The organism is Pseudomonas sp. UBA4617 (assembly GCF_002386445.1).
Classification (GTDB): Bacteria; Pseudomonadota; Gammaproteobacteria; order Pseudomonadales; family Pseudomonadaceae; genus Aquipseudomonas.
Genome location: NZ_DGIR01000018.1, coordinates 96,605 through 123,123, shown reverse-complemented (window position 1 = coordinate 123,123; position 26,519 = coordinate 96,605). Strand labels below are relative to the sequence as shown.

The window sequence follows — 26,519 nt, the reverse complement described above, 5'->3', positions numbered from 1 at the left end:
CGCGTCAACCTTTAATTTCAAAAATGTTTCAACCCGCTCTCCCTCGGGCCAACCTGGGCAAAGCGCGCGCGATGGCAGGAACTCGCAGCAGCATCAGTACAGCTCCGATGAACGCATAGATCGCCAACTCCCGCAGATCAGAGCGCACGATCCACAGGAAATGCAGCAATCCCAACCCAAGCACTCCATACACCAACCTGTGCAGCTTCTTCCACCGCGCCCCCATGCGCCGCTGACTATACCTGTTCGAGGTAACCGCCAAGGCCAGCAACCCGAGGAACCCCAACGCGCCTACAATAATGTAGGGCCGCTTGCGTAACTCAACTGTCAGTTGCCCCCAGTCCAGCCCGAGGATAAAGAACAGATACGCCAGGATGTGCAGCACGATATAGGCAAATACCCACAACCCCAGCTGTCGGCGCACAACGATCCATCCCGGCCAGCCCGTCAGTTTCTGCAGCGGCGTCATGCTCAAGGTAACCAGCAGGAAGGTCAGCGCCCCAAGCCCGAGGCGATCCATCAGGATCTTGCCGGGGTCCGGCCCCAGCAGATTCAGCGCGGCCTCATACAACCACCACGCCGGGAACAGGCACCCCACGATGAAGATGGCCAGACGAAACCAGGGGTAGCGCATCAATAGTTCTTCCGCAGGTCGAGGCCGGCATACAGCGACGCCACTTCATCGGCATAGCCATTGAACATCTGGGTTTCCCGCACGTTGGGACTGAATAGCCCGCTTGGCAGCCGCCGCTCACGCGCCTGGCTCCAGCGTGGATGATCGACCGTCGGGTTCACATTGGCGTAAAAGCCGTACTCGTCCGGCGCCAGGCCTTGCCAGGTAGTACCAGGCTGCTCGGCCACCAGGCTGATACGCACGATCGACTTGATGCTCTTGAAACCGTACTTCCACGGTACGACCAGGCGCAACGGCGCGCCATTCTGGTTGGGCAGTTCGCGGCCATACATGCCCACCGCCAGGATCGCCAACGGGTGCATCGCCTCATCCAGGCGCAAGCCTTCCCTGTAAGGCCAGTCGATCAAGGCAAAACCCGAACGCTGCCCGGGCATGCGCTCCGGGTCCTTCAAGGTTTCGAAGCGCACATAACGTGCCCTGGAAGTCGGCTCGACCTGTTTGAGTATCTGCGCCAACGGAAAGCCCAGCCATGGAATGACCATCGACCACGCCTCAACGCAACGCAGCCGGTAAATGCGCTCCTCAAGCTGATACGGTTTGACGAAGTCTTCCAGCGCATAGCGCCCGGGCTTACCCACTTCGCCATCGACTACAACGCTCCACGGCTCGGTTTTCAGGCTCTCGCCATTGGCCGCCGGGTCACCCTTGTCCGGCCCGAACTCATAGAAGTTGTTGTAGTGGGTCGCATCCTTGAACGGCGTAATCGCCTCGTCCTTGACCGTTACCGCCTGCCAGTGCGCGGCAGCAAGCTTGTCGGCAAACCAGGCCGGCGCATGCCCGGCCTGCACATCGGCGTAACGCGAGACCTCGGCCGCGCCTACCCTGCCCGGCAACGCCCCCAGGGCCAGAGCCGCCAGGGAACCGCCCATCAGGGCACGCCGGGAAAGATAGATGCTTTCGGGGGTGATCTCCGATGCCTTGCATTCGGAAGACCTGGATAGCTTGATGAGCATGGGCGGCTCCATGGCACTGGATAGCGGATGTACCAGTAGACTATGGAGCCGGAGGGTTATTCCAACATTAACGGGCTATCAGGCTTTACGCCGACGCCCCTTCAGCAGGAACTGGATCGGCCCCGAAGCCGCATAGGCGAGGAAGATCAACAGCAGGATGCGCGGCGGGTCGCTGAACACCACGGCAAATACCAGCACCACCGCCAGGATCGCCACAAACGGCACCCGGCCCTTGAGGTCCAGCTCCTTGAAGCTGTTGTACTTGATGTTACTGACCATCAGCATGCCGGCAGCAGCTACCAGCAGCGCCACCAGGAACGACAGCTTGGAACCCTGGATACCGTAGTCGCTGAACGCCCATACGGTGCCCGCCACCACGCCCGCTGCGGCCGGACTGGCCAGGCCGATGAAATAACGCTTGTCGGCAGTACCGACCTGGGTATTGAAACGTGCCAGACGCAACGCCGCACCGGCCACATAGATGAAGGCGACCATCCAGCCAACCTTGCCCATGTCGCCCAGCGCCCAGCCGAAGGCCAGCAAGGCCGGGGCCACACCAAAGGCGACCATGTCCGACAGCGAGTCGTACTCGGCACCGAAAGCGCTCTGGGTATTGGTCATGCGCGCGACCCGGCCATCCAGGCCGTCAAGCACCATGGCCACAAAGATGGCAATGGCAGCGAAGGCAAAGTACTTGCTCGCCTCGCGCGGGTCACCGGCACTCAGGGCGCTCTGCGCGCTCATCGAGCTGATGATGGAATAGAAACCGGCAAACAGGTTGGCGGTGGTAAACAGGTTGGGCAGCAGATAGATGCCACGATGGCGCACCTTGCGCCCTTCGGCATCATGCCCTTCTTCAACGTGCTCATCGACAGGTAGCAGGCTTTCGGCGTCGGAGGGCTTGTTCGGCTCTTCGGGACGTTCGCTCATGGAGGGTACCTTGCAACAGGATGGAAAATGTTCGACACGGGCCCACAAGACAGGTTCTAACAGCGGGCCACTGGTCTGCTTTATACCAGAAGCCGGCTGCCAGAACGAAAAAACGCGGCCGAAGCCGCGTTTTTCATCTTCCGACAGACTTAGTTCTTGGTCTTGTCGACGATCTTGTTGGCCGAGATCCATGGCATCATCGAACGCAGCTGCTCGCCGATGATCTCGATGCCGTGAGCGGCGTTGTTGCGGCGCTTGGCGGTCATCGATGGGTAGTTGGTAGCACCTTCGGAGATGAACATCTTCGCGTACTCGCCGTCCTGGATGCGCTTCAGGGCGTTGCGCATGGCCTTGCGGGATTCCTCGTTGATGACTTCCGGACCGGTAACGTACTCACCATACTCGGCGTTGTTGGAGATCGAGTAGTTCATGTTGGCGATGCCGCCTTCGTACATGAGGTCAACGATCAACTTCAGCTCGTGCAGGCACTCGAAGTAGGCCATTTCCGGCGCGTAGCCAGCTTCGACCAGGGTCTCGAAACCGGCTTTGACCAGCTCGACGGTACCACCGCACAGAACAGCCTGCTCGCCGAACAGGTCGGTTTCGGTCTCGTCCTTGAAGGTGGTCTCGATGATGCCGGTACGGCCGCCACCCACGCCCGAGGCGTAGGACAGGGCGACGTTCTTGGCGTTGCCCGAAGCGTCCTGATAGATAGCGATCAGGTCAGGGATGCCGCCGCCTTTGACGAACTCGGAGCGAACGGTGTGGCCCGGAGCCTTCGGCGCGATCATGATCACGTCGAGGTCGGCACGCGGAACCACCTGGTTGTAGTGGATCGAGAAGCCGTGGGAGAAGGCCAGGGTAGCGCCCTTCTTGATGTTCGGCTCGATTTCCTGCTTGTACAGCTGGCCCTGGAATTCGTCCGGGGTCAGGATCATGACCAGGTCGGCAGCAGCGACGGCGGAGGCAACGTCGGTCACTTTCAGGCCATGGGCTTCTGCCTTGGCGACGGTGGCCGAACCTTTACGCAGACCGATGGTGACATCCACACCGGAGTCCTTCAGGTTGCACGCCTGAGCATGCCCCTGGGAACCGTAACCGATGATGGCGACTTTCTTACCCTGGATGATGGAAAGGTCGCAGTCTTTATCGTAGAAAACTTTCATGAAAATACCCCTGGTTATATCTCGGCCCCTGCGGAGCCATCGCTAATTTGTGGAATTCAGATGCTGAGCACTTTGTCGCCACGGGCAATGCCGGTAACGCCGCTGCGCACGGTTTCGAGAATCGATGCAGTGCCTATCGCCTGGATGAAGCTGTCCAGTTTGTCGCTGGTGCCGCTCAGCTGCACGGTGTACACGCTGGCGGTCACGTCGACGATCTGGCCACGGAAGATATCCGTGGTGCGCTTGATCTCGGCGCGCTGGGCACCAGTGGCCTTGACCTTGACCAGCATCAGTTCACGCTCGATGTGAGCGCTTTCCGACAGGTCGACAAGCTTGACCACTTCGACCAGCTTGTTCAGGTTCTTGGTGATCTGCTCGATCACTTCGTCATGGCCAACGGTGGTCAGCGTCAGACGCGACAGGGTCGGGTCTTCGGTCGGCGCCACGGTCAGGCTTTCAATGTTGTAGTTACGCTGGGAGAACAGGCCGACCACGCGGGACAACGCACCAGGTTCGTTTTCCAGCAGCAGGGAAATGATGTGCCGCATATCAGGTACGCTCCGTCTTGCTCAGCCACATGTCACGCATCGAGCCATCCTTGATCTGCATCGGATAGACGTGCTCGCTGCGGTCAACCGCGATGTCGATGAACACCAGGCGGTCCTTCATCGCAAACGCTTCTTCCAGCTTCGGCTTGAGGTCCTTCAGGCTGGTGATGCGGATACCCACATGGCCATAGGCCTCGGCCAGCTTGATGAAGTCAGGCAGCGACTCGACATACGAGTGCGAGTGACGACCGTTGTAGGACATGTCCTGCCACTGACGGACCATGCCCAGCACACCGTTGTTCAGGTTGACGATCTTCACCGGCAGGCCGTACTGCATGCAGGTGGACAGCTCCTGGATGTTCATCTGGATGCTGCCTTCGCCAGTCACGCAGGCCACGTCCTGATCCGGGAAGTTGAGCTTGACGCCCATCGCCGCCGGGAAGCCGAAGCCCATCGTGCCCAGGCCACCGGAGTTGATCCAGCGGTTCGGCTTGTTGAAACGGTAGTACTGCGCCGCAAACATCTGGTGCTGGCCGACGTCGGAAGTGACAAAGGCATCGCCATGGGTCACTTCGCACAGGGTCTCGATGACCTTCTGCGGCTTGATGACGTTGCCGTCGCCCTTGTCGTAAGGGAACAGCTCGCCATTGCCACGCCATTCATCGATCTGCTTCCACCAGGCATCCAGCGCCGCCTTGTCAGACTGCTCGCCGATTTCCTTGAGGATGCCGAGCATCTCGCTGAGGACGCTGTCGACCGGGCCGACGATCGGCACGTCGGCCTTGATCATCTTGGAGATCGACGCCGGGTCGATATCGATGTGGATGATCTTGGCGTTCGGGCAGAACTTGGCCGGGCCGTTCACCACTCGGTCGTCGAAGCGGGCACCAACAGCAAAGATGACATCGGCATGGTGCATGGCCATGTTGGCAGTGAAGCTGCCGTGCATGCCGAGCATACCGAGGAACTGGCGATCAGTACCCGGGAAACCACCGAGGCCCATCAGGGTATTGGTGACCGGCAGGTTCAGCGACTTGGCAATTTCGGTCAGGGCTTCGGAACCGCCGCCGAGAATCACGCCACCGCCGGAGTACACCACCGGGCGCTTGGCCGCCAGCAGCATCTCGGCAGCCTTGCGGATCTGCCCGGAATGGCCACGAACGGCCGGGCTGTAGGAACGCAGCTTGACCTTTTTCGGGTAGACGTATTCGAACTTCTCGGCCGGGTTGGTCATATCTTTTGGAATATCGACCACGACCGGACCTGGGCGACCGGATTGCGCCAGGTAGAATGCTTTTTTCAGTACTTCCGGGATTTCGCTGGCGTGTTTGATCATGAAGCTGTGCTTCACGATCGGCCGCGAAATGCCGATCATGTCGGTTTCCTGGAAGGCATCGGTGCCGACCATGGTGCTGGGCACCTGGCCGGACAGGATGACCATCGGAATCGAGTCCATGTAGGCAGTGGCAATACCAGTAATGGCATTGGTCGCACCAGGCCCGGAAGTCACCAGCACCACGCCGGCCTTGCCGGTGGCACGGGCGTAACCGTCCGCCATATGGGTAGCCGCCTGCTCATGACGAACCAGGATGTGCTCGACTTCCGGTTCCTTGAACAGCGCGTCGTAAACATGCAGGAGAGCACCACCAGGGTACCCGTAGATGTGCTTAACGCCTTCGTCACGCAAGAAGCGGACGACCATCTCAGCGCCAGATAAAAGCTCCACGTTGTTCACCTCTAAAACGCCAGAATACCGCCCTCACTGGACGGGTCTTAATAGGTTTACTGCCAAGCAGAGCATGAGCGAACGTCAGCACTGACTGAGCAAGTATTGGGAGCGCCCCAGAGTGTTGCGGGGTTTTCCCACCCAGCGCGAGGTAACGCGTTGCGGGGTGTAACAGGTCGGCGCGGGTGTGCGCCTCATGATCTGCTTAGCGGGTCTGCTTCTGGCAGTCCCTCTACAGCGGAGATTGGATTCTTCTGATTCGGCGCCAACAAGTCAAGAAAAATTATTGCCAATTTTTCGCCAAGATGAATTCCTGCCACCACTAAAAATCGCTTCAGCAGCAGAATTAATAAGATTTCCACAAAAAAGGGCCACAATCTGCGGCCCTTGAAGGAAAAACTGAAGAAATCAGGCGGAAGGAGCAATCAATTGATCGAAAGCTGCCAACAGGCGCCGAAGCTCGCGGCTTTGTTCCGGGCGGTCGGTAAATACGGTTTCGGCCATGACCAGGATGCCGGAGGCATTGGGTAGCGGGTGGCCCAGCTCGATGATGATCTTCATGCGCGGCAGGAAGATCCATTGCAGCCATTGTTCGAAACTGAGGGTATCGACGGCGAACGGCACAGTGCTGGCCAGCGCCTCGTCGCTTGGCGCCTCGGCATCCCACCACCCCTGTACCTGCAGCTCGCGCTCGATCAGCATCAGATGGTCGGCAATATCGAGAATGCGTTGCTCGATCATCACAAGTTGACCCGAGCCTTTTGCCGGGCCAGCGCAGCACCAGCATTGTCACCCTGTTTTTCGCGAGCCTGGGCGATGGTATTCCACAGCTCGGCCTGCAGGCTCGGGCGGCCGTTGGCGTAAGTCAGGGCGCGACGCGCCAATTGCTCGGCCTGTGGCGCATCACCCTGCGACAAGCGCACCTGGGCCAGGCGGTACAGTACCTGCGGCTCGCGCGGGGCAATGCGCTGGGCACGCTCCAGGCTGGAAGCAGCACCGTTGAAGTCACCGCTGCCCTGCTGCGACTGGGCAGTGGTCAGCAGTGCCAGTACCGGACCATCCAGCTGCTCATCGGCCGATAGCCCGCCTGCAGCGGCACCGCTACGTGGAATACCGGTCGGGGCGCTGGTGCTTTGCGGGGCGCTGTTCATCGCGGCGATGTCGAACGGTTCGTCGGCGATCGGGTTAGGGTTGGTTGCCATCGGCACCGAACTGACCGGACCGGTTGAGATCGGCCCCGGCGTGATCGGCGAGGTGCTGATCGGTGCCGGCCCGTTGGCCGCCGGGAATGTCTGGATGCCGGAGGCACCGGCACCCTGCGGGATCATCACGGTGACGCCGGAGTCCTCAGGCAGCGTTTGGGCTTGCGCGGTACCCGCGTTATAGCCACCCGCCGAGCGGTTGGCTGTGACGCGTTCGCTATTGGACACGCGGGTGCTCGAGTCGACCACCGGAATATTGCCGCGCGGGACACTGGCGCACCCCTGGAGCACAGCCAGCGCCGTCACGGCAGGAAACAGCCACTTGTTCACGTCACACCTCATCAATGCAGCCTGTGCTTAATTCATCCAGCCTTTTACCCAGTCCATGACCGACTCAACCGGATCCTGCTCGCCGCCACAGGTCGCACCGGCGGGCGGTTCACTCCCGCGAATATACGGCATCTGCACTGCTCCCGGACAGCTGCCATCAGAACCATGGCCACTGTATGGGTCAATCCACGCCTGCACCACGTTGTCCGGTTGCGGCATGTCCAACGGCAACGGGTCGGCCTTCTTCATGAAGCTGGTCCACACCTGCAGGGCACCGGTAGCGCCGGTAAATGGCGTCTTGCCGTTGTCGTCACGACCCATCCACACCACGGCCAGCAGGTCCTGGCTGAAACCGGAGAACCAGCTGTCACGCGAGTCGTTGCTGGTACCGGTCTTGCCAGCCAGGGTCAGCGTGCGCGGCAAGGTGTTGTATACCGAGCGGCCAGTACCTTCGCGCATTACCCGCTGCATGGCGTTCTGCACCAGGTAGATGGCGCCCGGGTCAAAGGTTTGCTGGATCTGGAACGGGTAACGCTTGAGCGGCTCGCCCTCGGCGGTGAGCACGCTGCGGATACCGCGCATCGGCGTATTGAAACCGCCGTTGGCGATGGTCTGGTACATGGTCGCCACCTGCATCGGCGACATGCCGCCGGCGCCCAACAGCATGGCCGGGAATGCTGGCCAGTCAACGTTCACGCCCAACCGGCCGATGGTCTTGATCACGTTGGGCACGCCCACTTCCAGGCCGATCTTGGCGGTCGACAGGTTGTAAGAGTTGGCCAGCCCCTGGTACAGGTAGATGGTGCCATGCGGACGGCGGTCATAGTTCTGCGGGCGCCAGACCTGGCCGTCGGCGCCTTTGACCGAGAAGGGCTCGTCCTGCACCCAGCTGGTCAGCGTGTACTTGGTCGGTTGCTCCAGCGCGGTCAGGTAAACCGCCGGCTTGACCAGCGAGCCGATCGGGCGCACAGCATCGATGGCGCGGTTGAAGCCAGCGAAACCGGCCTGGCGGCTACCAATCAGTGCCTGCACTTCACCGGTTTCCGGGTTGGTCACGACCATGGCCGACTCGACCTCGTCAGCCCCCTTGCGACCTGCCAGGCGCTTGAAGGTCTCGCTCATCGAGGCTTCGGCCTTCATCTGCAGGATCGGGTCGAAACTGGTGAAGATGCGCAGGCCCTCTTCGGTCAGGTCTTCGTCGCGGTAGTCTTGGCGCAGCTGACGCTTGACCAGGTCGAGGAATGCCGGGAACGAGCTGTCAGCCAGGCTGCCGCGCTTGGTCACGCCCAGCGGCATCTTTTTCGCCGCATCCACTTCCGCCTGGCTCGCCACGCCCTGTTCGGCCACCAGGTCGAGCACCAGGTTGCGGCGCGCGAGGGCACGGTCGGGGTAGCGTCGCGGGTTGTAATAGGACGGGCCTTTGACCATGCCCACCAGCAAGGCGATCTGGTGCAGTTTCAGCTCCGACAGCGGCTGGCTGAAGAAGAACTGGCTGGCCAGGCCGAAGCCGTGCACCGCACGCTGACCATCCTGGCCGACGAACACCTCGTTGAGGTAGGCCTCGAGGATTTCGCGCTTGTCGTAGTGCAGTTCCAGCAGCACGGCCATCATGGCCTCGGTCAGTTTGCGGCTGAGGCTGCGTTCGCTGGTGAGGTAGAAGTTCTTCACCAACTGCTGCGTCAGGGTACTACCGCCCTGACGCATCGAGCCGGCTGACGTGTTGACCCACATGGCGCGGGCGATCGACTTGGGCGACACCCCGAAGTGGCTATAGAAATCGCGGTCTTCGGTGGCCACCAGGGTTTCGAGCAGGTATTTGGGCACCTGGTCGATCTTGATCAGGATGCGGTCTTCGAGGTTTTTCGGGTAGATGCCGCCGATCATCAGCGGTTCCAGGCGCACTACATCGAGCGCCTTGCCGTTGGCCCCGGACAGGCCTGCCACGTAGTCGCCGGAGAAGCGCACCCGCACGAACTGTGCCGGCTCCATGCCCTCGTAGAACTGGAAGCCACGGGTGTTGAGGTCGACCGTATTGCCGTTGACCGACGCCGCACCGGGGCCATTGGCAGCGGTTTCACGGCGATAGCCGAGCGCATCCAGCTCGGTGAGGAAGTCGTCCTTGCTCAGCTTCTGCCCGGTGAACAGCTCCAGCGGCCGGGCGTACACCTTGGCCGGGATGGTCCAGCGCTTGCCGGAGAACTTTTCCTGGACGACGGCATCGAGGTATACCGCGAAGCCGGCAACGATCACCAGGCCGACCAGGCTGAGCTTCAAGGCCCAGCCCAGCCAGGCGCGGGAGCGGCCGGTCGGGCGTTTCTGAGGGGTGCGGGGGGTTCGGGTTCGAGTCATGGCGGCGGATTATACGCACTTTATAAAGGCTGGGCAGACGGCCCGGCGGTAGGCAGGGGCGGCACCATTGACCATAATGGCGCATTCGAATTCCCTGCCCCGGAAGGATTTCCCGTGAGCCAAGCCCTTATCAACGCGCTGCAGAACCCTGCCCTGTACCCTCACCCCGTGGAGGGGTTCCAGCTGATCGAGACGCATATCTCCTGGGTTCTGCTCACCGGCGAGTATGCCTACAAGATCAAGAAGCCGATGAACTTCGGCTTCCTCGACTTCACCAGCCTGGATCAGCGCCAGCATTTCTGTAATGAAGAATTGCGCCTGAACCAGCGCCTGACCGACGGCCTGTACCTGGAAGTGCTGCCGATTACCGGTAGCGTCGAGGCGCCGCAGATCGGTGGCGTAGGCGAGGCTATCGAATATGTGCTGAAAATGCGCCAGTTTCCCCAGGGGCAGATGCTCAGCACCCTGCAGGCCAATGGCGAACTGAATGCCGCGCACATCGACCAGATGGCCCGGCAGATCGCCGAGTTCCACCTGCAGGCGCCCCGTGTGCCGGTGGAGCACCCCCTGGGCACGCCGGAAAGCGTGATGGCGCCCGTGGAGCAGAACTTCGAGCAGATTCGCCCGTTCCTCAGCGACAAGGCCGACCTGCAGCAGCTTGATGCCCTGCAGGCCTGGGCGCGCAGCAGCTTCGAGCGCTTGCATGGCCTGCTGGAAAAGCGCAAGGCCAACGGTTTCATCCGCGAATGCCACGGTGACATCCACCTCGGCAACGCGACGCTGATCGATGGCAAGGTGGTGATCTTCGACTGTATCGAGTTCAACGAACCGTTCCGCCTGACCGACGTCTATGCCGACACCGCTTTCCTGGCCATGGACCTGGAAGACCGCGGCCTGAAATGCCTGGCCCGGCGCTTCATCACCCAGTACCTGGAACTGACCGGCGATTACGAAGGCCTGGAACTGCTCAACTTCTACAAAGCCTACCGCGCGCTGGTACGGGCCAAGGTGGCGCTGTTCAGCATGCCGTCCAATGCCGATGGGGTGCAGCGTGCGACCACCCTGCGCACCTACCGCAACTACGCCAACCTGGCGGAAAGCTACAGTGCCATCCCGTCGCGCCTGCTGGCCATTACCCATGGGGTTTCGGCGGTAGGCAAAAGCCACGTGGCCATGCGCATGGTCGAGGCCTTGGGCGCGGTCCGCGTGCGCTCGGACGTTGAGCGCAAGCGCCTGTTCGGTGAGCAGCAGCAGGCCGAAGCAGGCCAACTGGGTTCAGGCATCTATGCCCAGGACGCCAGCGCCGCGACCTACCAGCGCCTGCACGAGGTGGCGGCAACCATTCTGCGTGCCGGTTACCCGGTAGTGCTGGATGCCACCTACCTCAAGCGCGAGCAGCGCCAGGCTGCAGCCGATATCGCCAGCCAGACCGGTGTGCCGTTCCTGATCCTCGATTGCCATGCGCCCGAAGCAGTCATTGCCAGCTGGCTGGAGCAGCGCCAGGCAGAACAGAACGACCCATCGGATGCCACCCTGGACGTGATCAAGGCCCAGCAGGCGAGCCGCGAGCCACTGGATGCGCAAGAGCTGGCACAGAGCAAACGCGTCGACACCCAGGATGCCGCCAGCATGGACCAGGTCATCGACCAGGTTCGCCAGCGCTTGCCCGGGCTGTAAGTTCAGCGCTTTTCCATCCCGGCCTTTTCGCGCCTTTACCCGCGAACAGGCCGGGCTAGGCGACGCATGCCTCCAGCGCATCTCGTCGCCCCCAATGGCAAAAGGCCGCGCATTTTCCAACCCCCGCTACACTCCTCTCTGACCTGCTCGCGATTTATCCCCATGACCCGTTCAGCCATCGCAAGGAGGCTCGATGAACGATGAATTGCAGCACCTGAAGAACCTTGGCAAGACCTCTGCGCAGTGGCTGCATGCAGCAGGCATCCACAGTGCATCGGATCTGCGACGCCTGGGCGCGGTGGGTGCGTACCAAGCCGTGAAGACGCGAGGGTTCCGTGCATCGAAGGTGCTGCTGTATGCCATTGAAGGCGCGCTCCTGGACATGCACTGGAACGACTTGCCGGTGGAGCGCAAAGAAGCGCTCATCCAGCAACTGGACGCAAAATGTCCGGCACAAAAAAATTCGAAATAATCGAGAGAAAGGGATTGACCTCGAAATGAGAATAGTTATGATTATCACAACTGGTCGCGAGACTGGTTGGATAAACTAAGAGACCTTGGTTCGGACTCTCAGATTATCTCCTCATCAGGCTAATCACGGTTATTGACCCGGCAGTTTGCCGGGTCTTTTTTTTGCCGGGCGTGTGGCATCAGCGTTGTAATTGTGCACAGTAATCCTGCGCCGGCAGTACCGCCGTATACCACACGTAATCAGCTTGCCCTGCCTCGACCTGCGCACCTGCCTCAGCCAACAGTAAAACCCTGCTGCTACCCTGCGCGCCCAAGTCAGCCAGATGCAACGGCACGCCCAGGTCCTTGCGCACATGATAGGCACCGGCAAACAACAAGGCTGGCTGCGGTGCCGCTAACAGGCGCTCGGCCATACGCCGGTCGCGCTGCTGCTGCACGGCTAGCATCGCAGGCAACTGGCTGTCCGGAAGCATCCCGCAGTGTCCGGCGCGCACCTGTTGCAACAACGCGGCCTTGACCGCTGGCGCATTGGACCTCTCGCCGACCAGCGATGCTGGTTGCCGATACGCCTGGCGCATCTGGCCGGGGGAAAGGTTGGCAGCCAGCAGCGGGATACGTTGCTGCAAAGCCTCGGTAACGATTGGCCCGTACATCTGCCAGTCCCAACCGTCCTGCCAGGCCAGGGCCTGTGGCAGATCGGCCGGCACGGGTTGCCCCACCAGCTTGTCCAGCAGCGGTTGCTGCTCGGGCTGCAGCATTTCCAGCAGCAGGCTGCCCTGCGCACGCTGGGCCTGCAGCGCCCGCAACAGCCAAAGCTGAAGGGCATGGTGGTCGGGGTTGTCGTGTTTCTCGCCGACCAATACCCGCGGCGCAACAGCCAGGCGTTGTACCAGTTGCGCTGGGTCGAGCAGTTGCCCACTGGCAAGCTCGACGATATGCCCCAGCTCGGGATGGGTACGCCCTTCGCTGCTTTGCCAGGCCGGCAGCGCTGGCAGGCTGGCCTGGCAAGCGCCCAAGGCCAGTGCAAGGCATAACGAGAAACCTGACAACAGCGGATGGCGCATGTGCAATACCTCTCTGTCACTCACGATGTATCGGGCCGGTGCCGGTAAACCGGGCGCCTTGCAGCCGGCGACGGAACTGCGCACCACAGGCAGCCAGGCACAGCGAATGCAGGTAACCTGATGGACATCCGCACTGGCGGGTCAAGCCATCATTTGTTTCACGAGTCGTCGTTGCCATGCACTTCCTTTGTACTTCCCAGGGCCTTGTCGAAGGCCAGAGTCGCGCCTTCAGTGTAGAAGGCGTCGAGTTGTTCGGCGTGCGCCGCCTGGGCCAGGTGTACCTCTACCGCAACCGCTGCCCGCACCGCGGCATACCACTGAACTGGGCGCAAGATGCCTTTCTCGAGGACAGCGCCAGCCTGATCCACTGCGCGCACCACGGCGCCCTGTTCCTCATCGAAAGTGGTGAGTGCGTGGCCGGGCCTTGCGAGGGCGAGTCACTGGAGGCTCTTGGCTGCCACGAAGACAGCCAAGGTATCTGGTTCAAGGCGTAAGCAGCACCGGCAGGCGGCGATCGATGACGATGCCTTCCGGGTTCAGGCGGGTGCCGTAAGCCAGTACCTCCACGCCATCGGCCACTGCAGCACGCAGTGCCTGGGCATAGGCCGCATCGATTTCCTCGGCCGGGCGCACTGCATCGACGCCGGTCAGGTTGACGCAATACAACTGCACCGCCCGCACGCCCTGCCGGGCCAGCTTGGCCAGTTCACGCAGGTGCTTGGCGCCGCGCTGGGTCACCGCATCGGGAAAAGCCGCGACCGAGCTGTCGGGATAGCCAAGGGTTACGCTCTTGACCTCGACATAAGCCGGAGCGCCATTGAACTCCAGGCGAAAATCGATGCGGCTGCCTTCCTCACCGTAGGCCACTTCCCGCCTGAGGGCTGTAAAGCCTGCCAATTCGGCGATGATGCCGGCATGCAAGGCTTCTTCGACCAACGCATTGGCCCGCCCGGTGTTCACGCAGGCCAGCCTCCCTTGTGGGGTTTCGCTGATTTCCCAGGTACCTGGCAGCTTGCGCTTGGGGTCGTTGGAGCGGCTGAACCACACCTCCCCGCCTTCACGCATGCAGTTGAGCATCGAGCCGGTGTTAGGGCAGTGAATGGTCATCTGCTCGCCGCCCACCATTTCGATATCGGCGAGAAAACGTTTGTAGCGGCGCAGCAGCCGACCTTTTTCGAGTGACGGCGAAAATTGCATCAGCCTTGCCAGCTCCGCAAGCCGCGGGCAATACGCTGCACCGCTTGTTCCAGGCGCGGCAGGCTCTGGGTGTAGGCAAAGCGCACATGGTGCCCGGCCAGATGACGACCGAAGTCCAGACCCGGCGTGAAGGCGATGTGCTCGGTCTCCAGGAAGTGCCGGCAGAATGCGAACGCGTCACCGCCAAAGGCACTGATATCGGCGTAAAGGTAGAACGCCCCCTGCGGCTCAACGGCAATACGGAAACCCAGTTCGCGCAGGGCGGGCAACAAGTAGTCGCGACGGCGGGCGAACTCGGCACGGCGCTCTTCGAAAATGGCCAGGGTCTCGGGCTGGAAGCACGCCAGCGCAGCATGCTGGGCCATGCTCGGTGCGCTGATGTACAGGTTTTGTGCCAGCTTTTCCAGGTCTGCCACGGCGCCCGGCGGCGCTACCAGCCAGCCGAGGCGCCAGCCGGTCATGCCGAAATACTTGGAAAAACTATTCAGCACGAAGGCCGAATCATCCACTTCCAGTACGCTGGGTGCGTCCATGCCATAGGTCAGGCCATGATAGATCTCGTCCACCACCAGGTGCCCGTGGCGTTCACGGGTGGCTCGGGACAGGCTGGCCAGTTCGTCGCGGCCCAGCACGGTGCCGGTCGGGTTGGCTGGCGAGGCAACCAGGGCGCCGACAGTGTCCTTGTCCCAATAACGCTGCACCAGGTCGGCGGTCAGCTGGTAGTTGACCTCCGGGCCCACCGGCACCAGTTGTGCCCCGCCTTCGACCAGGCGCAGGAAGTGGCGATTGCACGGGTAACCCGGGTCGGCCAGCAGCCAGTGCTTGCCCGGGTCGACCAGCAAGCTGCTGGCCAGCAGCAGTGCACCGGAGCCGCCCGGGGTGATGAGGATGCGTTCAGGGTCGACACTCAGGCCATAGCGCTGGCGATAGAAACCGGCAATCGCCTCACGTAACGCCGGCAGGCCGCGGGCGGCGGTATAACGGGTGTGCCCGGCGGCGAGTGCCGCCTGTCCAGCGGCGACGATCGGTGCGGCGGTGGTGAAGTCCGGCTCGCCGATTTCCAGGTGGATCACGTCGTGCCCGGCCGCTTGCAGCTCGTTGGCCCGGGCCAGCAACGCCATGACATGGAAGGGTTCGATGGCGCGGCTGCGCGCGCTGTAAGGGTGGGCCATGACCTTCTCTCAATAGGGTCTAAACTGGAGATTCTACCTCTGCAAGCGATCGAACGTACCGCTCAGGCCGGTGTCAATCAGCAAGATCGGGCGGGGTAGCGCACCCCCGATCTATCTGGTAAGTTCGGCGGCTCGCAGTCGCAGGGCCGGCGGGTGCCGGAGATGGAGCAGCCTGCGCATTGGATCAGATGAGTGAGAGGCGGTCTATTCATGTCCACCGTAGAAAAGCAAAAAGCCCAGACCATGTACGGTGTCGAGCCCTACGTAGAAACCAAGGGTGAAGAGTACATGGGCGAGCCCATGAAACAGCACTTCACCAAGCTTCTCGGCGCCTGGAAGCGAGACTTGATGGAAAGTGTCGACCGCACTGTGGACCACATGAAGGACGAGGCAGCCAACTTCCCCGACCCGGCCGACCGCGCCAGCCAGGAAGAAGAATTCGCCTTGGAGCTGCGCAACCGCGATCGCGAGCGCAAGCTGATCAAGAAGATCGACAAGACCCTCGAAAAGATCAAGGCCGACGAATACGGCTGGTGCGAATCGTGCGGCATCGAGATTGGCCTGCGTCGCCTGGAAGCCCGTCCTACCGCGGACCTGTGCTTCGACTGCAAGGAAATCGCCGAGAAAAAGGAAAAGACGGTCGGCAAAGGCTGATCCTTCTTCCATCCGGACGGGGCGCATCAAGCGCCCCGTTTCATTTTCATGCCCAGCCTGACCATGACCGATACCCGTTACATCGGGCGTTTCGCCCCCACCCCCAGCGGCTTCCTGCACTTCGGCTCGCTGGTCGCCGCTCTCGCTTCCTGGCTCGATGCCCGCGCTGTAAATGGCCGCTGGCTGCTTCGCATGGAAGATACCGACCCGCCCCGGGAAATGCCCGGCGCCCGCGATGCCATCCTGCAGACGCTGGAGCGCTATGGCCTGGAGTGGGATGGCGAAGTGGTGTTCCAGAGCCAGCGCCACGACGCCTACGCCGCAGTGGTCGATCGCCTGTTCAACATGGGCCTGGCTTATGCCTGCACCTGCTCACGCAAACAGCTGGAGGGCTACAACGGCATTTACCCCGGTTTTTGTCGCAACGCCGGGCATGCGCGTGAAGGCGCGGCGATCCGCTTGCGAGTGCCGGAGCTGATCTATCGCTTTACCGACCGGGTGCAGGGCGAGTTCCAGCAGCACCTGGGGCGTGAGGTAGGGGATTTCGTCATCCAGCGCCGCGACGGGCTGTATGCCTACCAGCTGGCGGTGGTTCTGGATGACGCCTGGCAAGGTGTCACCGACATCGTGCGCGGCGCCGACCTGCTGGACAACACCCCGCGCCAGCTATACCTGCAAGAGTTGCTGGGCTTTTCGCAACCGCGCTACCTGCATATACCGCTGATCGTGCAGCCGGACGGGCACAAGCTGGGCAAATCGTACCGTTCGCCGCCACTGCAGGCGGAGCAGGCCACGCCGCTGTTGCTGCGGGCGTTGCGGGCGCTCGGGCAGGAGACCGCCCCTGAGCTGTCGCTGGCGACGCCGGCCGAAGTGCTGGCGGTGGCCCGTAAACAGTGGCAGCCCGAGGCGATTGCGCGCAGAACCACAGTGCCGGAGGTTGATTTGCTCTGAGGCAGGCCCGGCCCTGTCGCGGGTAAACTCGCGAAGAGGCCGGCACAGGCACCCCATCAAAAACAAAAGGCCAATAAATTCAACCCCTTGGCGAACCCCCTGGATTCCCGCTAGCATCCCCCCCGCCATTTGCGCCAATAATAAGTCCAAGCCCGCAGCGCCCAACCATCGAGGCCAGCATGTACATCTATCGTTTGGTCCTGCTTCTGGTCGTGGGGATCTACCTGTTCTCCCCGGCCATCATGGACTGGTGGATCGAGCCGACCGGAGCCTGGTACCGCCCTTACCTGCTCTGGCTGATCCTGATCGTCGTCACCTTCATCCTGCAGAGCCAACGAGATGCCGATGAGCTTTAGCCTGACCCAGATGATCCTGATCAGCGCCGCGTACCTGATGGTGCTGTTCGGCGTGGCCTGGATCAGCGAGCGGGGCCTGATCCCACGTTCCATCATTCGCCATCCGCTTACCTACACCCTGTCGCTGGGCGTGTATGCCAGTGCCTGGGCTTTCTATGGCTCGGTCGGCCTGGCCTACCAGTACGGCTACGGCTTCCTCGCCTGTTACCTGGGCGTGTCCGGCGCGTTCCTGCTGGCACCGGTGCTGCTCTACCCGATTCTCAAGATCACCCGCACCTACCAGCTGTCATCGCTGGCCGACCTGCTGGCGTTCCGCTTCCGCAGTACCTGGGCCGGCGCGCTGACCACGATTTTCATGCTGATCGGCGTGCTGCCCTTGCTGGCCCTGCAGATCCAGGCGGTGGCCGACTCGATCAGCATCCTCACCGGCGAACCGGTCAAGGCCCGGGTAGCCTTTGCCTTCTGTACCTTGATCATCCTGTTCACCATCTTCTTCGGTTCGCGGCATATCGCCACGCGCGAGAAACACGAAGGGCTGGTTTTCGCCATCGCCTTCGAGTCGGTGATCAAGCTGTTGGCGCTGGGCGGCATCGGCCTGTATGCGCTGTATGGCGTGTTCGGCGGCCCGCACCAACTTGAGGTGTGGCTGCTGCAGAACCAGACCGCTCTGGCGGCCTTGCATACCCCGCTGCAGGAGGGGCCATGGCGCACCTTGCTGCTGGTGTTCTTCGCCTCGGCCATCGTCATGCCGCACATGTACCACATGGCCTTCACCGAAAACCTCAATCCGCGTTCGCTGGTCAGTGCCAGCTGGGGCCTGCCGCTGTTCCTGCTGCTGATGAGCCTGGCCGTGCCGCTGGTGCTGTGGGCCGGCCTGCGCCTGGGCGCCAGCACCAACCCCGAGTATTTCACCCTGGGCCTGGGAATTGCCGCCAACAACCAGGCACTGGCGCTGCTGGCCTACATCGGCGGGCTGTCGGCTGCCAGCGGGCTGATCATCGTCACCACCTTGGCGCTGTCTGGCATGGCGCTAAACCACCTGGTGCTGCCGCTGTACCAGCCGCCGGCCGAAGGCAACATCTACCGCTGGCTGAAATGGACCCGCCGCGCGCTGATCGTCGCCATCATCACCGCCGGCTTCATGTTCTACCTGACCCAGAACAACCACCAGAGCCTGGCCAACCTGGGCATCGTCGCCTTCGTCGCCACCTTGCAGTTCCTGCCGGGCGTGCTGTCGGTGCTGTACTGGCCCACCGCCAACCGCCGCGGTTTCATCGCCGGCCTGCTGGCCGGCACCCTGGTGTGGATGGTGACCATGCTGCTGCCGCTGTTGGGCAACCTGCAAGGCTTCTACATTCCGCTGCTGGACATGATCTACGTGCTGGACGACACCAGCTGGCACATGGCAGCGATCGCCTCGCTGGCGGCCAACGTGCTGCTGTTCACCCTGATCTCGCTGTTCACCAACGCCAGTGCCGAAGAAGTCAGCGCAGCCGAGGCCTGCGCGGTGGATAACGTGCGCCGCCCGCAACGTCGCGAGCTGCACGCTGCCTCGCCGCAAGAGTTCGCCACCCAGCTGGCCAAGCCACTGGGCGCCAAGGCCGCACAGAAGGAAGTGGAACAGGCCCTGCGCGACCTCTATCTGCCGTTCGACGAACGCCGCCCCTATGCCTTGCGCCGCCTGCGTGACCGCATCGAAGCCAACCTGTCCGGCCTGATGGGCCCAAGTGTGGCGCAGGACATGGTCGAGACCTTCCTGCCGTACAAGTCTGGTAACGAAAACTACGTGACCGAGGACATCCACTTCATCGAAAGCCGCCTGGAAGACTACCATTCGCGCCTGACCGGCCTGGCTGCCGAGCTCGATGCCCTGCGCCGCTACCACCGCCAGACCCTGCAAGAGCTGCCAATGGGCGTCTGCTCACTGGCCAAGGACCAGGAAATCCTGATGTGGAACAAGGCCATGGAGGAGCTTACCGGCATTGCCGCCAAGCACGTGGTCGGTTCACGCCTGGTTACCATCGACGAACCCTGGCGCGGCCTGCTGCAAGGGTTCATCAACCTGCCGGACGAACACCTGCACAAGCAGCGCCTGGCACTGGATGGCCAGCCGCGCTGGCTGAACCTGCACAAGGCCGCCATCGACGAACCATTGGCGCCGGGCAACAGCGGTCTGGTGCTACTGGTTGAGGACCTCACCGAAACCCAGGCGCTGGAAGACAAGCTGGTGCATTCCGAACGCCTGGCCAGCATCGGCCGCCTGGCTGCCGGCGTGGCCCACGAGATCGGCAACCCGATCACCGGCATTGCCTGCCTGGCGCAGAACCTGCGCGAGGAGCGCGAGGGCGACGGCGAGATCATCGAACTGTCCAGCCAGATCCTGGAACAGACCAAGCGGGTCTCGCGCATCGTGCAGTCGCTGATGAGCTTCGCCCATGCCGGCGGCAGCCAGCAGAACAGCGAAGAGCCGGTATGCCTGGCCGAAGTGGCGCAGGATGCCATTGGTCTGCTGGCGTTGAACCGGCGCAATTTCGAAGTACAGTTCTTCAACCTCTGCGACCCTGAGCACTGGGTCGAGGGGGACCCGCAGCGCCTGGCCCAGGTGCTGATCAACCTGCTCTCCAACGCCCGTGACGCCTCGCCGCCTGGCAGCGCCGTGCGCGTGCGCAGCGAGGTCAACGAACACACCGTCGACCTGATCGTCGAGGACGAGGGCAGCGGGATTCCGAAGAACATCATGGACCGCCTGTTCGAACCCTTCTTCACCACCAAGGACCCGGGCGAAGGAACCGGACTAGGGCTCGCTCTGGTCTATTCCATCGTGGAAGAGCATTATGGGCAAATCACCATCGACAGCCCGGCCGATATCGAACGGCAACGTGGCACCCGGATCCGCGTGACCCTGCCCCGGCATGTCGTAGCGACGTCCCCTGAAATTCGAGACCGTCGAGAGAATTGAATCAATGCCGCACATTCTGATCGTCGAAGACGAAACCATCATCCGCTCGGCCTTGCGTCGCCTGCTCGAGCGGAACCAGTACCAGGTCAGCGAAGCCGGCTCGGTGCAGGAAGCCCAGGAACGCTTCAGCATTGCCACCTTCGACCTGATCGTCAGCGACCTGCGCCTGCCAGGCGCACCCGGCACCGAACTGATCAAGCTCGGCCAAGGTACCCCGGTACTGATCATGACCAGCTATGCCAGCCTGCGCTCGGCGGTGGACTCGATGAAAATGGGCGCGGTGGACTATATCGCCAAGCCCTTCGACCATGACGAGATGCTTCAGGCCGTGGCGCGTATCCTGCGCGACCGGCAGAACGCCCCGGCCCCCGCACCGGTTGCCGAGCCGCGCGCCAGCAATGGCAAGGCGGCCGCTGCCGACAAGGGCAGCGCCCCGGCCAATGGCGAAATCGGCATCATCGGTTCCTGCCCACCGATGCAGGATATGTACAGCAAGATCCGCAAGGTCGCCCCCACCGACTCCAACGTGCTGATCCAGGGCGAGTCGGGTACCGGCAAGGAGCTGGTGGCCCGCGCCCTGCACAACCTGTCGCGGCGGGCCAAGGCACCGATGATCTCGGTGAACTGCGCGGCCATTCCCGAGACGCTGATCGAGTCCGAGCTGTTCGGCCACGAAAAAGGCGCGTTCACCGGCGCCAGTGCCGGGCGGGCGGGCCTGGTAGAAGCGGCCGACGGTGGAACCCTGTTCCTCGACGAAATCGGCGAACTCCCGCTGGAAGCACAGGCCCGCCTGCTGCGCGTATTGCAGGAAGGCGAGATCCGTCGGGTCGGCTCGGTGCAGTCGCAAAAGGTCGACGTGCGCCTGATTGCCGCAACCCACCGCGACCTCAAAAACCTGGCCAAGGCCGGCCAGTTCCGTGAAGACCTGTATTACCGCCTGCACGTGATCGCTCTGAAATTGCCTGCCCTGCGCGAGCGCGGCAGTGACGTCAACGAGATTGCCAGCGCCTTCCTGGCCCGCCAGAGCGCGCGTATCGGTCGTGACGACCTGCATTTTTCGGCCGAAGCCGAGCAGGCCATCCGTCATTACAGCTGGCCGGGCAACGTGCGGGAGCTGGAAAACGCCGTTGAACGCGCGGTCATCCTCAGCGAGAGTGCAGAAATTTCCGCTGACCTGCTGGGCATCGATATCGAACTGAGCGACCTGGAAGAGGACGATATCCTCGACAACGCCCTGGCCGTGGCCAGTGCGTCCAACGCCAGCCATGAGCCGACCGAAGACCTGTCGCTGGAAGACTACTTCCAGCACTTCGTGCTCGAACACCAGGACCACATGACCGAAACCGAGCTGGCCCGCAAGCTCGGGGTCAGCCGCAAATGCCTGTGGGAACGCCGCCAGCGCCTGGGCATTCCGCGGCGCAAGAGCAACGCTACCAGCGATAACTGACTTCGGCGCGAGCTGTTTGTCGCCTGTGAGACCGAGCGCCGCGCGGGCGGCGCTCGATCTCACAGCCGCCGCACGTGTCACGGCGTACACCGGGTAACACCTCAATTCCCGCACAAATCTGTTACCCAACCTTTTCTGCGTAACAATTCCCGAGGTGTACGGTAACGAAAAACCCACGTTTTCGACCTGCCAAAATCTGTCGAATCGCCCCAAGCCATTGATTTTACTGGATTTCAAAAAGTTGGCACGGCATCTGCTATATGTCTGGTACAAGAACAATAACAAGCACTGCAACCTAGAATAAGAACAAGACGAAACGGCTCACGCACAATAAAAACAAGACGGCGGAGGCGCAGCTAACTGATTCTTTTGGAGAGGATGCGTGTTTGGGGCTAGCCCCACAACCAGGCAGAGAACAACAAAAACTGCACTGAAAAGCAGCGCCTGAACTGGTTGGATCGACAGATCAACGTGACATCAGCGACCAAAGCAATCCGTTTGCTCTTAACCCCTGGATTGGGGGTCGTCCACAAGCTTCGAGATTTGTGGGCAGGGCACTCAACAAAAACAAGAAGCCCAGCAGAAAAACAATAAGAGCACGCAACGACTTCTTGGGGAGCTTAGGCTCCCCTTGTCGTTTCTACCCTTCTGGCAGGCATCCTGCTACCCGCCTACACCATTCCTTGAGTAAATGCTAGAATCCCCGCCCATCATGCGGCCATTCTCCTATTCTTGGCCGAACATTCCTTCAAACAGTGCATCCCATGCTGAAGAAGCTGTTCCAGTCGTTCCGCCCGCCCGTACCGGGCCCGCATCACAGGCGTACCACTCCTGAGGTGATCAACAAGAGCCAGCATTCGCTGCAGCGCCACCAGTTCAGCCGCCACGCGGTGAATATCGTGGAACGCCTGCAGAGCGCCGGCTACCAGGCTTATCTGGTCGGTGGCTGTGTCCGCGACCTGATGCTTGGCATCACCCCCAAAGACTTCGACGTCGCCACCAGTGCCACCCCCGAGCAGGTCCGCGCCGAGTTCCGCAATGCACGCATCATCGGCCGCCGCTTCAAGCTGGTGCACGTGCATTTCGGCCGTGAAATCATCGAAGTCGCCACCTTCCGCGCCCACCATTCGGAAGATGACCAGGGCGACAGCCACCGCTCGTCGCACAATGCCAGCGGCCGCATCCTGCGGGACAATGTGTACGGCACACTGGAAGAAGACGCGCAACGCCGCGACTTCACCATCAACGCCCTGTACTACGACCCGGTCAGCGAGCGCATTCTTGACTACGCCAATGGCGTGCACGATATCCGTAACCGCCTGCTGCGCCTGATCGGTGACCCGACCCACCGCTACCAGGAAGACCCGGTGCGCATGCTGCGCGCGGTGCGCTTTGCCGCCAAGCTCGACTTCGGTATCGAAAAGCACACGGTCCAGCCGGTACGTGAACTGGCCCCACTGCTGCGCGAAATTCCGCCGGCGCGCCTGTTCGAGGAAAGCCTCAAGCTGTTCCTGTCGGGCCAGGGTGCCATCGCCTTCGAGATGCTGGTTGACCTGCAGTTGTTCGAACCGCTATTCCCGGCCAGTGCGCATGCGCTGGACGAACGCCCGACCTATACCCATACCTTGATCAGCCAGGCGCTGCACAATACCGACCTGCGCGTTAAGCAAGGCAAACCGGTGACCCCGGCGTTCCTTTTCGCCGCACTGCTGTGGCCAGCCCTGCCGGCCCGCGTACTGCACCTGCAAGCACAGGGCGTGCCGCCCATCCCGGCCATGAACGGTGCGGCCCACGACCTGATCGCCGAGCAGTGCGCCCGCATCGCCATCCCCAAGCGTTTCACTCTGCCGATCCGCGAGATCTGGGACATGCAGGAGCGTCTGCCCCGACGCAGCGGCAAGCGCGCCGATATGTTGCTGGACAACCCACGTTTCCGCGCCGGTTACGACTTCCTGCTGTTGCGCGAGAGCGCCGGGGAAGAAACCGACGAGCTTGGCCAGTGGTGGACCGAGTACCAGGATGCCAACGACAGCGAGCGCCGCGAGATGATCCGCGAGCTGGGCAGCCGTGACGAAGGCAGCGGTGCCGGCCCGCGGAAACGCAAACGCAGTGGCGGCAAGCGCAAGCGCGGCGGCGACGAGGCATTCGAGTGAGCACCCGTGCCTATATCGGCCTGGGCAGCAACCTCGACGCACCTGCCGAGCAGTTGCGCAATGCCCTGCAGGCGCTCGACCAGGTAGAAGACACGCGCCTGGTGGCAGCTTCGGCCCTGTATACCAGTGACTCACTGCTGCCAGGGCAGCCACGCTACACCAATGCCGTCGCCGCCCTCGACACCGCCCTGCCGCCCTTGGCCCTGCTCGATGCATTGCAGGCCATCGAAAATGACCAGGGCCGCGTCCGCAAGGAACGCTGGGGCCCACGCACGCTGGACCTGGACATCCTGCTGTTCGGCGACCAGGTGCTTGATGAGCCACGCCTGAAAGTGCCGCATTACCATATGCATGCCCGGCCTTTCGTGTTGTACCCGCTGGCCGAACTGGTACCGGGCGATTTCCGTCTGGCCGATGGCCGCGCCCTCGCGCAGCTGCTCGAAGCGTGCCCGTTCGTCGGTCTCGAACGCCTGTAAACCGGGCGTTTCAGCCGTGCACAGCGGCGCGGTAACGCCAGTAACACCCTGAACGTAACAATGCGGTAACAGGGTCATTGACTTCCCCCACCTCGCTCACGACTATAGGCGTCCCGTGTGGCACCGAAGTGCCGCTACCCGTATTTAGGCCCGGACGGACCTGTGCCCGAACATCACACGCGATGATGTGCCGCTCCGGAAGATGACTACGCGTTGAATGCAGTCGTTTCTTACAGCGCCTGAACGAGGAATTTCCTACATGCCTGAAGTAACCCTGACCACCCTCAATGGCCTCAAGGCCAAGGGTGAAAAAATCACCATGCTGACCTGCTATGACGCGACCTTCGCCAAGGCCGCCAGCCAGGCCGGTGTCGAAGTGTTGCTGGTAGGCGACTCGCTGGGAATGGTGCTGCAAGGCCACGACAGCACGCTGCCGGTAACGACCGCGGACATGGCCTACCACACCGCCAGCGTCAAACGCGGCAACGACGGCGCGCTGATCCTCGCCGACCTGCCGTTCATGGCGCATGCCACCCCGGAACAGGCCTTCGCCAACAGCGCCACGCTGATGCAGGCCGGTGCCCACATGGTCAAGATCGAAGGGGCTGCCTGGCTGGCCGAGACCATCCGCTTGCTGGCCGAGCGTGGCGTGCCGGTATGTGCACACATGGGCCTGACCCCGCAAACCGTCAACGTGCTGGGCGGCTACAAGGTCCAGGGCCGCCAGGAAGCCCAGGCCCGGCAAATGCGTGCCGACGCCATCGCCCTGGAGCAGGCTGGCGCGGCCATGCTGCTGCTCGAATGCGTGCCCAGCGAACTGGCGGCGGAAATTACCAGTGCCGTCGGTATTCCGGTGATCGGCATTGGTGCCGGCAGCGGCACCGATGGCCAGGTACTGGTCCTGCACGACATGCTCGGCCTGTCGCTGAGCGGTCGCGTGCCGAAGTTCGTGAAGAACTTCATGCAAGGCCAGCCGGATATCCACAGCGCCCTCGTCGCTTACGTCGAGGCAGTCAAGCAAGTCAGCTTCCCAGGCAGCGAACACGGGTTCAGTGCATGAATACAGTCAAGACCGTCCGCGAATTGCGTGCCGCCGTTGCTCGCGCCCGTAGTGAAGGCAAGCGCATCGGCTTCGTGCCGACCATGGGCAACCTGCACAGCGGCCACGCGGCCCTGGTAACCAAGGCCGCGCAGCGCGCCGATTTCGTGGTCGCCAGCATCTTCGTCAACCCGCTGCAGTTCGGCGCCAACGAAGACCTCGACAAATACCCGCGCACCCTGGCCGCCGATCAGGAGCGCCTGTTGCAGGCCGGTTGCAACCTGTTGTTCGCTCCCACCGTCGACGAGATGTACCCCGACGGCATGAGCGTGCAAACCCGTGTCAGCGTTCCCCAGCTTTCCGAAGGCCTGTGCGGCGCCAGCCGGCCCGGGCATTTCGAAGGTGTGGCCACCGTGGTTACCAAGCTGTTCAACATGGTCCAGCCTGACCTTGCCGTGTTCGGCGAAAAGGACTTCCAGCAGCTGGCGGTAATACGCGCCATGGTGCGCGACCTGAACATGCCGATCCAGGTCATCGGCGAACCCACCGTGCGTGCCGAAGACGGCCTGGCGCTGTCGTCGCGCAACGGTTACCTGACACCTGAGCAACGGGCTACGGCACCGGCGTTGTATCGCACCTTGCAGCACATCGCTGCGGCCATCGGCCGGGGCCAGCGTGATTTCGCTGCGCTGGTAGCCGAAGGTCAGGCGCAACTGACTGCCGCGGGATTCCGCCCGGATTATCTGGAAGTCCGACATGCCGTGAGCCTGCGTCCGGCGATGTTCGATGATCGCGACCTGGTGGTGATTGCGGCGGCTTACCTGGGTAACACGCGGCTGATCGACAACCTTTACCTGCATGTGGAAGAGAAGACCGCGTAATCGCCTGGGGCTGCTTTGCAGCCCGTTCGCAGCAGAGCCAGCTCGCGCAGGGGCGCAAAAGCGCCCCAAATTCCCTCTGCCATACCCATTCCCTGCCAGTGGCCTTTTCCTATAATGTTGCCAG

The 26,519-nt window shown here is 62.2% G+C and carries 24 protein-coding genes; 12 read left to right on the top strand and 12 right to left on the bottom strand.

Annotation, left to right across the window (positions count from 1 at the left end; all coding sequences use genetic code 11):
* Window positions 1-28 precede the first annotated feature (28 nt).
* The 9 genes from msrQ to mrcB form a co-directional block, all read right to left on the bottom strand.
* Window positions 29-634 (bottom strand): protein-methionine-sulfoxide reductase heme-binding subunit MsrQ, encoded by a 606-nt coding sequence (gene msrQ, locus B4L76_RS06905; RefSeq protein ID WP_296231400.1) that lies wholly within the window; start codon window positions 632-634, stop codon window positions 29-31.
* Window positions 634-1,647, bottom strand: a complete 1,014-nt coding sequence (gene msrP, locus B4L76_RS06900) for a protein-methionine-sulfoxide reductase catalytic subunit MsrP (RefSeq protein ID WP_296231398.1) — start codon at window positions 1,645-1,647, stop codon at window positions 634-636. Before msrP ends, msrQ begins: the two co-directional genes overlap by 1 nt.
* Window positions 1,648-1,725: 78 nt before the next feature.
* Window positions 1,726-2,577, bottom strand: coding sequence for a CDP-diacylglycerol--serine O-phosphatidyltransferase (gene pssA, locus B4L76_RS06895; RefSeq protein WP_170032690.1), 852 nt, complete (start codon window positions 2,575-2,577; stop codon window positions 1,726-1,728).
* 149 nt (window positions 2,578-2,726) lie between these two features.
* Complete coding sequence (ilvC, locus tag B4L76_RS06890; protein WP_013974255.1) at window positions 2,727-3,743, bottom strand: ketol-acid reductoisomerase; 1,017 nt, start codon at window positions 3,741-3,743, stop codon at window positions 2,727-2,729.
* 56 nt (window positions 3,744-3,799) lie between these two features.
* Window positions 3,800-4,291, bottom strand: coding sequence for an acetolactate synthase small subunit (ilvN, locus tag B4L76_RS06885; protein WP_003250040.1), 492 nt, complete (start codon window positions 4,289-4,291; stop codon window positions 3,800-3,802).
* Between the two features lies 1 nt (window position 4,292).
* Window positions 4,293-6,017, bottom strand: coding sequence for an acetolactate synthase 3 large subunit (locus B4L76_RS06880; protein WP_296231396.1), 1,725 nt, complete (start codon window positions 6,015-6,017; stop codon window positions 4,293-4,295).
* 408 nt (window positions 6,018-6,425) lie between these two features.
* A complete protein-coding gene (locus B4L76_RS06875) occupies window positions 6,426-6,758 on the bottom strand; it encodes a YqcC family protein (RefSeq protein WP_296231395.1) in 333 nt (110 codons plus the stop codon).
* Complete coding sequence (locus B4L76_RS06870; RefSeq protein ID WP_296231393.1) at window positions 6,758-7,561, bottom strand: tetratricopeptide repeat protein; 804 nt, start codon at window positions 7,559-7,561, stop codon at window positions 6,758-6,760. The genes B4L76_RS06875 and B4L76_RS06870 overlap by 1 nt, the downstream gene beginning before the upstream one ends.
* Before the next feature lie 15 nt (window positions 7,562-7,576).
* Entirely contained in the window at window positions 7,577-9,898 is a 2,322-nt protein-coding gene (mrcB, locus tag B4L76_RS06865; protein ID WP_296231391.1) for a penicillin-binding protein 1B, read from the bottom strand.
* 114 nt (window positions 9,899-10,012) lie between these two features.
* Here mrcB and B4L76_RS06860 point away from each other — a divergent pair, with 114 nt between their 5' ends.
* Together B4L76_RS06860 and B4L76_RS06855 are read left to right on the top strand one after the other, a co-directional pair.
* Window positions 10,013-11,575 (top strand): bifunctional aminoglycoside phosphotransferase/ATP-binding protein, encoded by a 1,563-nt coding sequence (locus B4L76_RS06860; protein ID WP_296231390.1) that lies wholly within the window; start codon window positions 10,013-10,015, stop codon window positions 11,573-11,575.
* Between the two features lie 193 nt (window positions 11,576-11,768).
* Window positions 11,769-12,047, top strand: coding sequence for a TfoX/Sxy family protein (locus B4L76_RS06855; RefSeq protein WP_296231388.1), 279 nt, complete (start codon window positions 11,769-11,771; stop codon window positions 12,045-12,047).
* Between the two features lie 178 nt (window positions 12,048-12,225).
* Here the strand turns inward: B4L76_RS06855 and B4L76_RS06850 are convergent, their stop codons facing one another.
* Window positions 12,226-13,110 (bottom strand): ChaN family lipoprotein, encoded by an 885-nt coding sequence (locus B4L76_RS06850; protein ID WP_296231387.1) that lies wholly within the window; start codon window positions 13,108-13,110, stop codon window positions 12,226-12,228.
* Window positions 13,111-13,286: 176 nt separating this feature from the next.
* Between B4L76_RS06850 and B4L76_RS06845 the strand changes: the two genes are divergently transcribed.
* Entirely contained in the window at window positions 13,287-13,604 is a 318-nt protein-coding gene (locus tag B4L76_RS06845) for a Rieske (2Fe-2S) protein (protein WP_296231386.1), read from the top strand.
* Here the strand turns inward: B4L76_RS06845 and sfsA are convergent.
* Window positions 13,594-14,307 (bottom strand): DNA/RNA nuclease SfsA, encoded by a 714-nt coding sequence (gene sfsA, locus B4L76_RS06840; protein ID WP_296231385.1) that lies wholly within the window; start codon window positions 14,305-14,307, stop codon window positions 13,594-13,596. The genes B4L76_RS06845 and sfsA overlap by 11 nt on opposite strands.
* A complete protein-coding gene (locus tag B4L76_RS06835; RefSeq protein ID WP_296231384.1) occupies window positions 14,307-15,479 on the bottom strand; it encodes a pyridoxal phosphate-dependent aminotransferase in 1,173 nt (390 codons plus the stop codon). Before B4L76_RS06835 ends, sfsA begins: the two co-directional genes overlap by 1 nt.
* Window positions 15,480-15,689: 210 nt before the next feature.
* On the opposite strand from B4L76_RS06835, the gene dksA reads away from it, so the two are divergent.
* The 9 genes from dksA to panC all read left to right on the top strand — a co-directional run bounded on the left by dksA (window position 15,690) and on the right by panC (window position 26,395).
* Window positions 15,690-16,133: an RNA polymerase-binding protein DksA gene (dksA, locus tag B4L76_RS06830; protein WP_046613112.1), complete on the top strand. Its 444-nt coding sequence runs from the start codon at window positions 15,690-15,692 to the stop codon at window positions 16,131-16,133.
* A 63-nt stretch (window positions 16,134-16,196) separates the two neighbouring features.
* Window positions 16,197-17,084, top strand: a complete 888-nt coding sequence (gluQRS, locus tag B4L76_RS06825; protein WP_296231405.1) for a tRNA glutamyl-Q(34) synthetase GluQRS — start codon at window positions 16,197-16,199, stop codon at window positions 17,082-17,084.
* A 179-nt stretch (window positions 17,085-17,263) separates the two neighbouring features.
* Entirely contained in the window at window positions 17,264-17,440 is a 177-nt protein-coding gene (locus B4L76_RS06820; RefSeq protein ID WP_003250005.1) for a hypothetical protein, read from the top strand.
* Window positions 17,424-20,399 (top strand): sensor histidine kinase, encoded by a 2,976-nt coding sequence (locus B4L76_RS06815; protein WP_296231383.1) that lies wholly within the window; start codon window positions 17,424-17,426, stop codon window positions 20,397-20,399. The genes B4L76_RS06820 and B4L76_RS06815 overlap by 17 nt, the downstream gene beginning before the upstream one ends.
* A 4-nt stretch (window positions 20,400-20,403) precedes the next feature.
* Window positions 20,404-21,846, top strand: coding sequence for a sigma-54-dependent transcriptional regulator (locus B4L76_RS06810; RefSeq protein ID WP_296231382.1), 1,443 nt, complete (start codon window positions 20,404-20,406; stop codon window positions 21,844-21,846).
* A gap of 764 nt (window positions 21,847-22,610) precedes the next feature.
* Window positions 22,611-23,999, top strand: coding sequence for a polynucleotide adenylyltransferase PcnB (locus B4L76_RS06805; RefSeq protein WP_296231381.1), 1,389 nt, complete (start codon window positions 22,611-22,613; stop codon window positions 23,997-23,999).
* Complete coding sequence (gene folK / locus B4L76_RS06800; protein WP_296231380.1) at window positions 23,996-24,475, top strand: 2-amino-4-hydroxy-6-hydroxymethyldihydropteridine diphosphokinase; 480 nt, start codon at window positions 23,996-23,998, stop codon at window positions 24,473-24,475. The genes B4L76_RS06805 and folK overlap by 4 nt, the downstream gene beginning before the upstream one ends.
* 259 nt (window positions 24,476-24,734) lie before the next feature.
* A complete protein-coding gene (panB, locus tag B4L76_RS06795; RefSeq protein ID WP_296231379.1) occupies window positions 24,735-25,535 on the top strand; it encodes a 3-methyl-2-oxobutanoate hydroxymethyltransferase in 801 nt (266 codons plus the stop codon).
* Window positions 25,532-26,395: a pantoate--beta-alanine ligase gene (gene panC / locus B4L76_RS06790; RefSeq protein ID WP_296231378.1), complete on the top strand. Its 864-nt coding sequence runs from the start codon at window positions 25,532-25,534 to the stop codon at window positions 26,393-26,395. The genes panB and panC overlap by 4 nt, the downstream gene beginning before the upstream one ends.
* Window positions 26,396-26,519: the final 124 nt, after the last annotated feature.

Bases quoted from the DNA above. Each gene is read 5' to 3' on its own strand.
- B4L76_RS06805 (WP_296231381.1), top strand. From the start codon at position 22,611: ATGCTGAAGAAGCTGTTCCAGTCGTTCCGCCCGCCCGTACCGGGCCCG.
- gluQRS (WP_296231405.1), top strand. From the start codon at position 16,197: ATGACCGATACCCGTTACATCGGGCGTTTCGCCCCCACCCCCAGCGGC.
- sfsA (WP_296231385.1), bottom strand. From the start codon at position 14,307: ATGCAATTTTCGCCGTCACTCGAAAAAGGTCGGCTGCTGCGCCGCTAC.
- pssA (WP_170032690.1), bottom strand. From the start codon at position 2,577: ATGAGCGAACGTCCCGAAGAGCCGAACAAGCCCTCCGACGCCGAAAGC.
- panC (WP_296231378.1), top strand. From the start codon at position 25,532: ATGAATACAGTCAAGACCGTCCGCGAATTGCGTGCCGCCGTTGCTCGC.
- B4L76_RS06835 (WP_296231384.1), bottom strand. From the start codon at position 15,479: ATGGCCCACCCTTACAGCGCGCGCAGCCGCGCCATCGAACCCTTCCAT.
- B4L76_RS06850 (WP_296231387.1), bottom strand. From the start codon at position 13,110: ATGCGCCATCCGCTGTTGTCAGGTTTCTCGTTATGCCTTGCACTGGCC.
- B4L76_RS06845 (WP_296231386.1), top strand. From the start codon at position 13,287: ATGCACTTCCTTTGTACTTCCCAGGGCCTTGTCGAAGGCCAGAGTCGC.
- B4L76_RS06810 (WP_296231382.1), top strand. From the start codon at position 20,404: ATGCCGCACATTCTGATCGTCGAAGACGAAACCATCATCCGCTCGGCC.
- ilvN (WP_003250040.1), bottom strand. From the start codon at position 4,291: ATGCGGCACATCATTTCCCTGCTGCTGGAAAACGAACCTGGTGCGTTG.
- ilvC (WP_013974255.1), bottom strand. From the start codon at position 3,743: ATGAAAGTTTTCTACGATAAAGACTGCGACCTTTCCATCATCCAGGGT.
- mrcB (WP_296231391.1), bottom strand. From the start codon at position 9,898: ATGACTCGAACCCGAACCCCCCGCACCCCTCAGAAACGCCCGACCGGC.
- panB (WP_296231379.1), top strand. From the start codon at position 24,735: ATGCCTGAAGTAACCCTGACCACCCTCAATGGCCTCAAGGCCAAGGGT.
- B4L76_RS06855 (WP_296231388.1), top strand. From the start codon at position 11,769: ATGAACGATGAATTGCAGCACCTGAAGAACCTTGGCAAGACCTCTGCG.
- B4L76_RS06820 (WP_003250005.1), top strand. From the start codon at position 17,264: ATGTACATCTATCGTTTGGTCCTGCTTCTGGTCGTGGGGATCTACCTG.
- msrP (WP_296231398.1), bottom strand. From the start codon at position 1,647: ATGCTCATCAAGCTATCCAGGTCTTCCGAATGCAAGGCATCGGAGATC.
- B4L76_RS06815 (WP_296231383.1), top strand. From the start codon at position 17,424: ATGCCGATGAGCTTTAGCCTGACCCAGATGATCCTGATCAGCGCCGCG.
- msrQ (WP_296231400.1), bottom strand. From the start codon at position 634: ATGCGCTACCCCTGGTTTCGTCTGGCCATCTTCATCGTGGGGTGCCTG.
- B4L76_RS06870 (WP_296231393.1), bottom strand. From the start codon at position 7,561: ATGAGGTGTGACGTGAACAAGTGGCTGTTTCCTGCCGTGACGGCGCTG.
- B4L76_RS06875 (WP_296231395.1), bottom strand. From the start codon at position 6,758: ATGATCGAGCAACGCATTCTCGATATTGCCGACCATCTGATGCTGATC.
- dksA (WP_046613112.1), top strand. From the start codon at position 15,690: ATGTCCACCGTAGAAAAGCAAAAAGCCCAGACCATGTACGGTGTCGAG.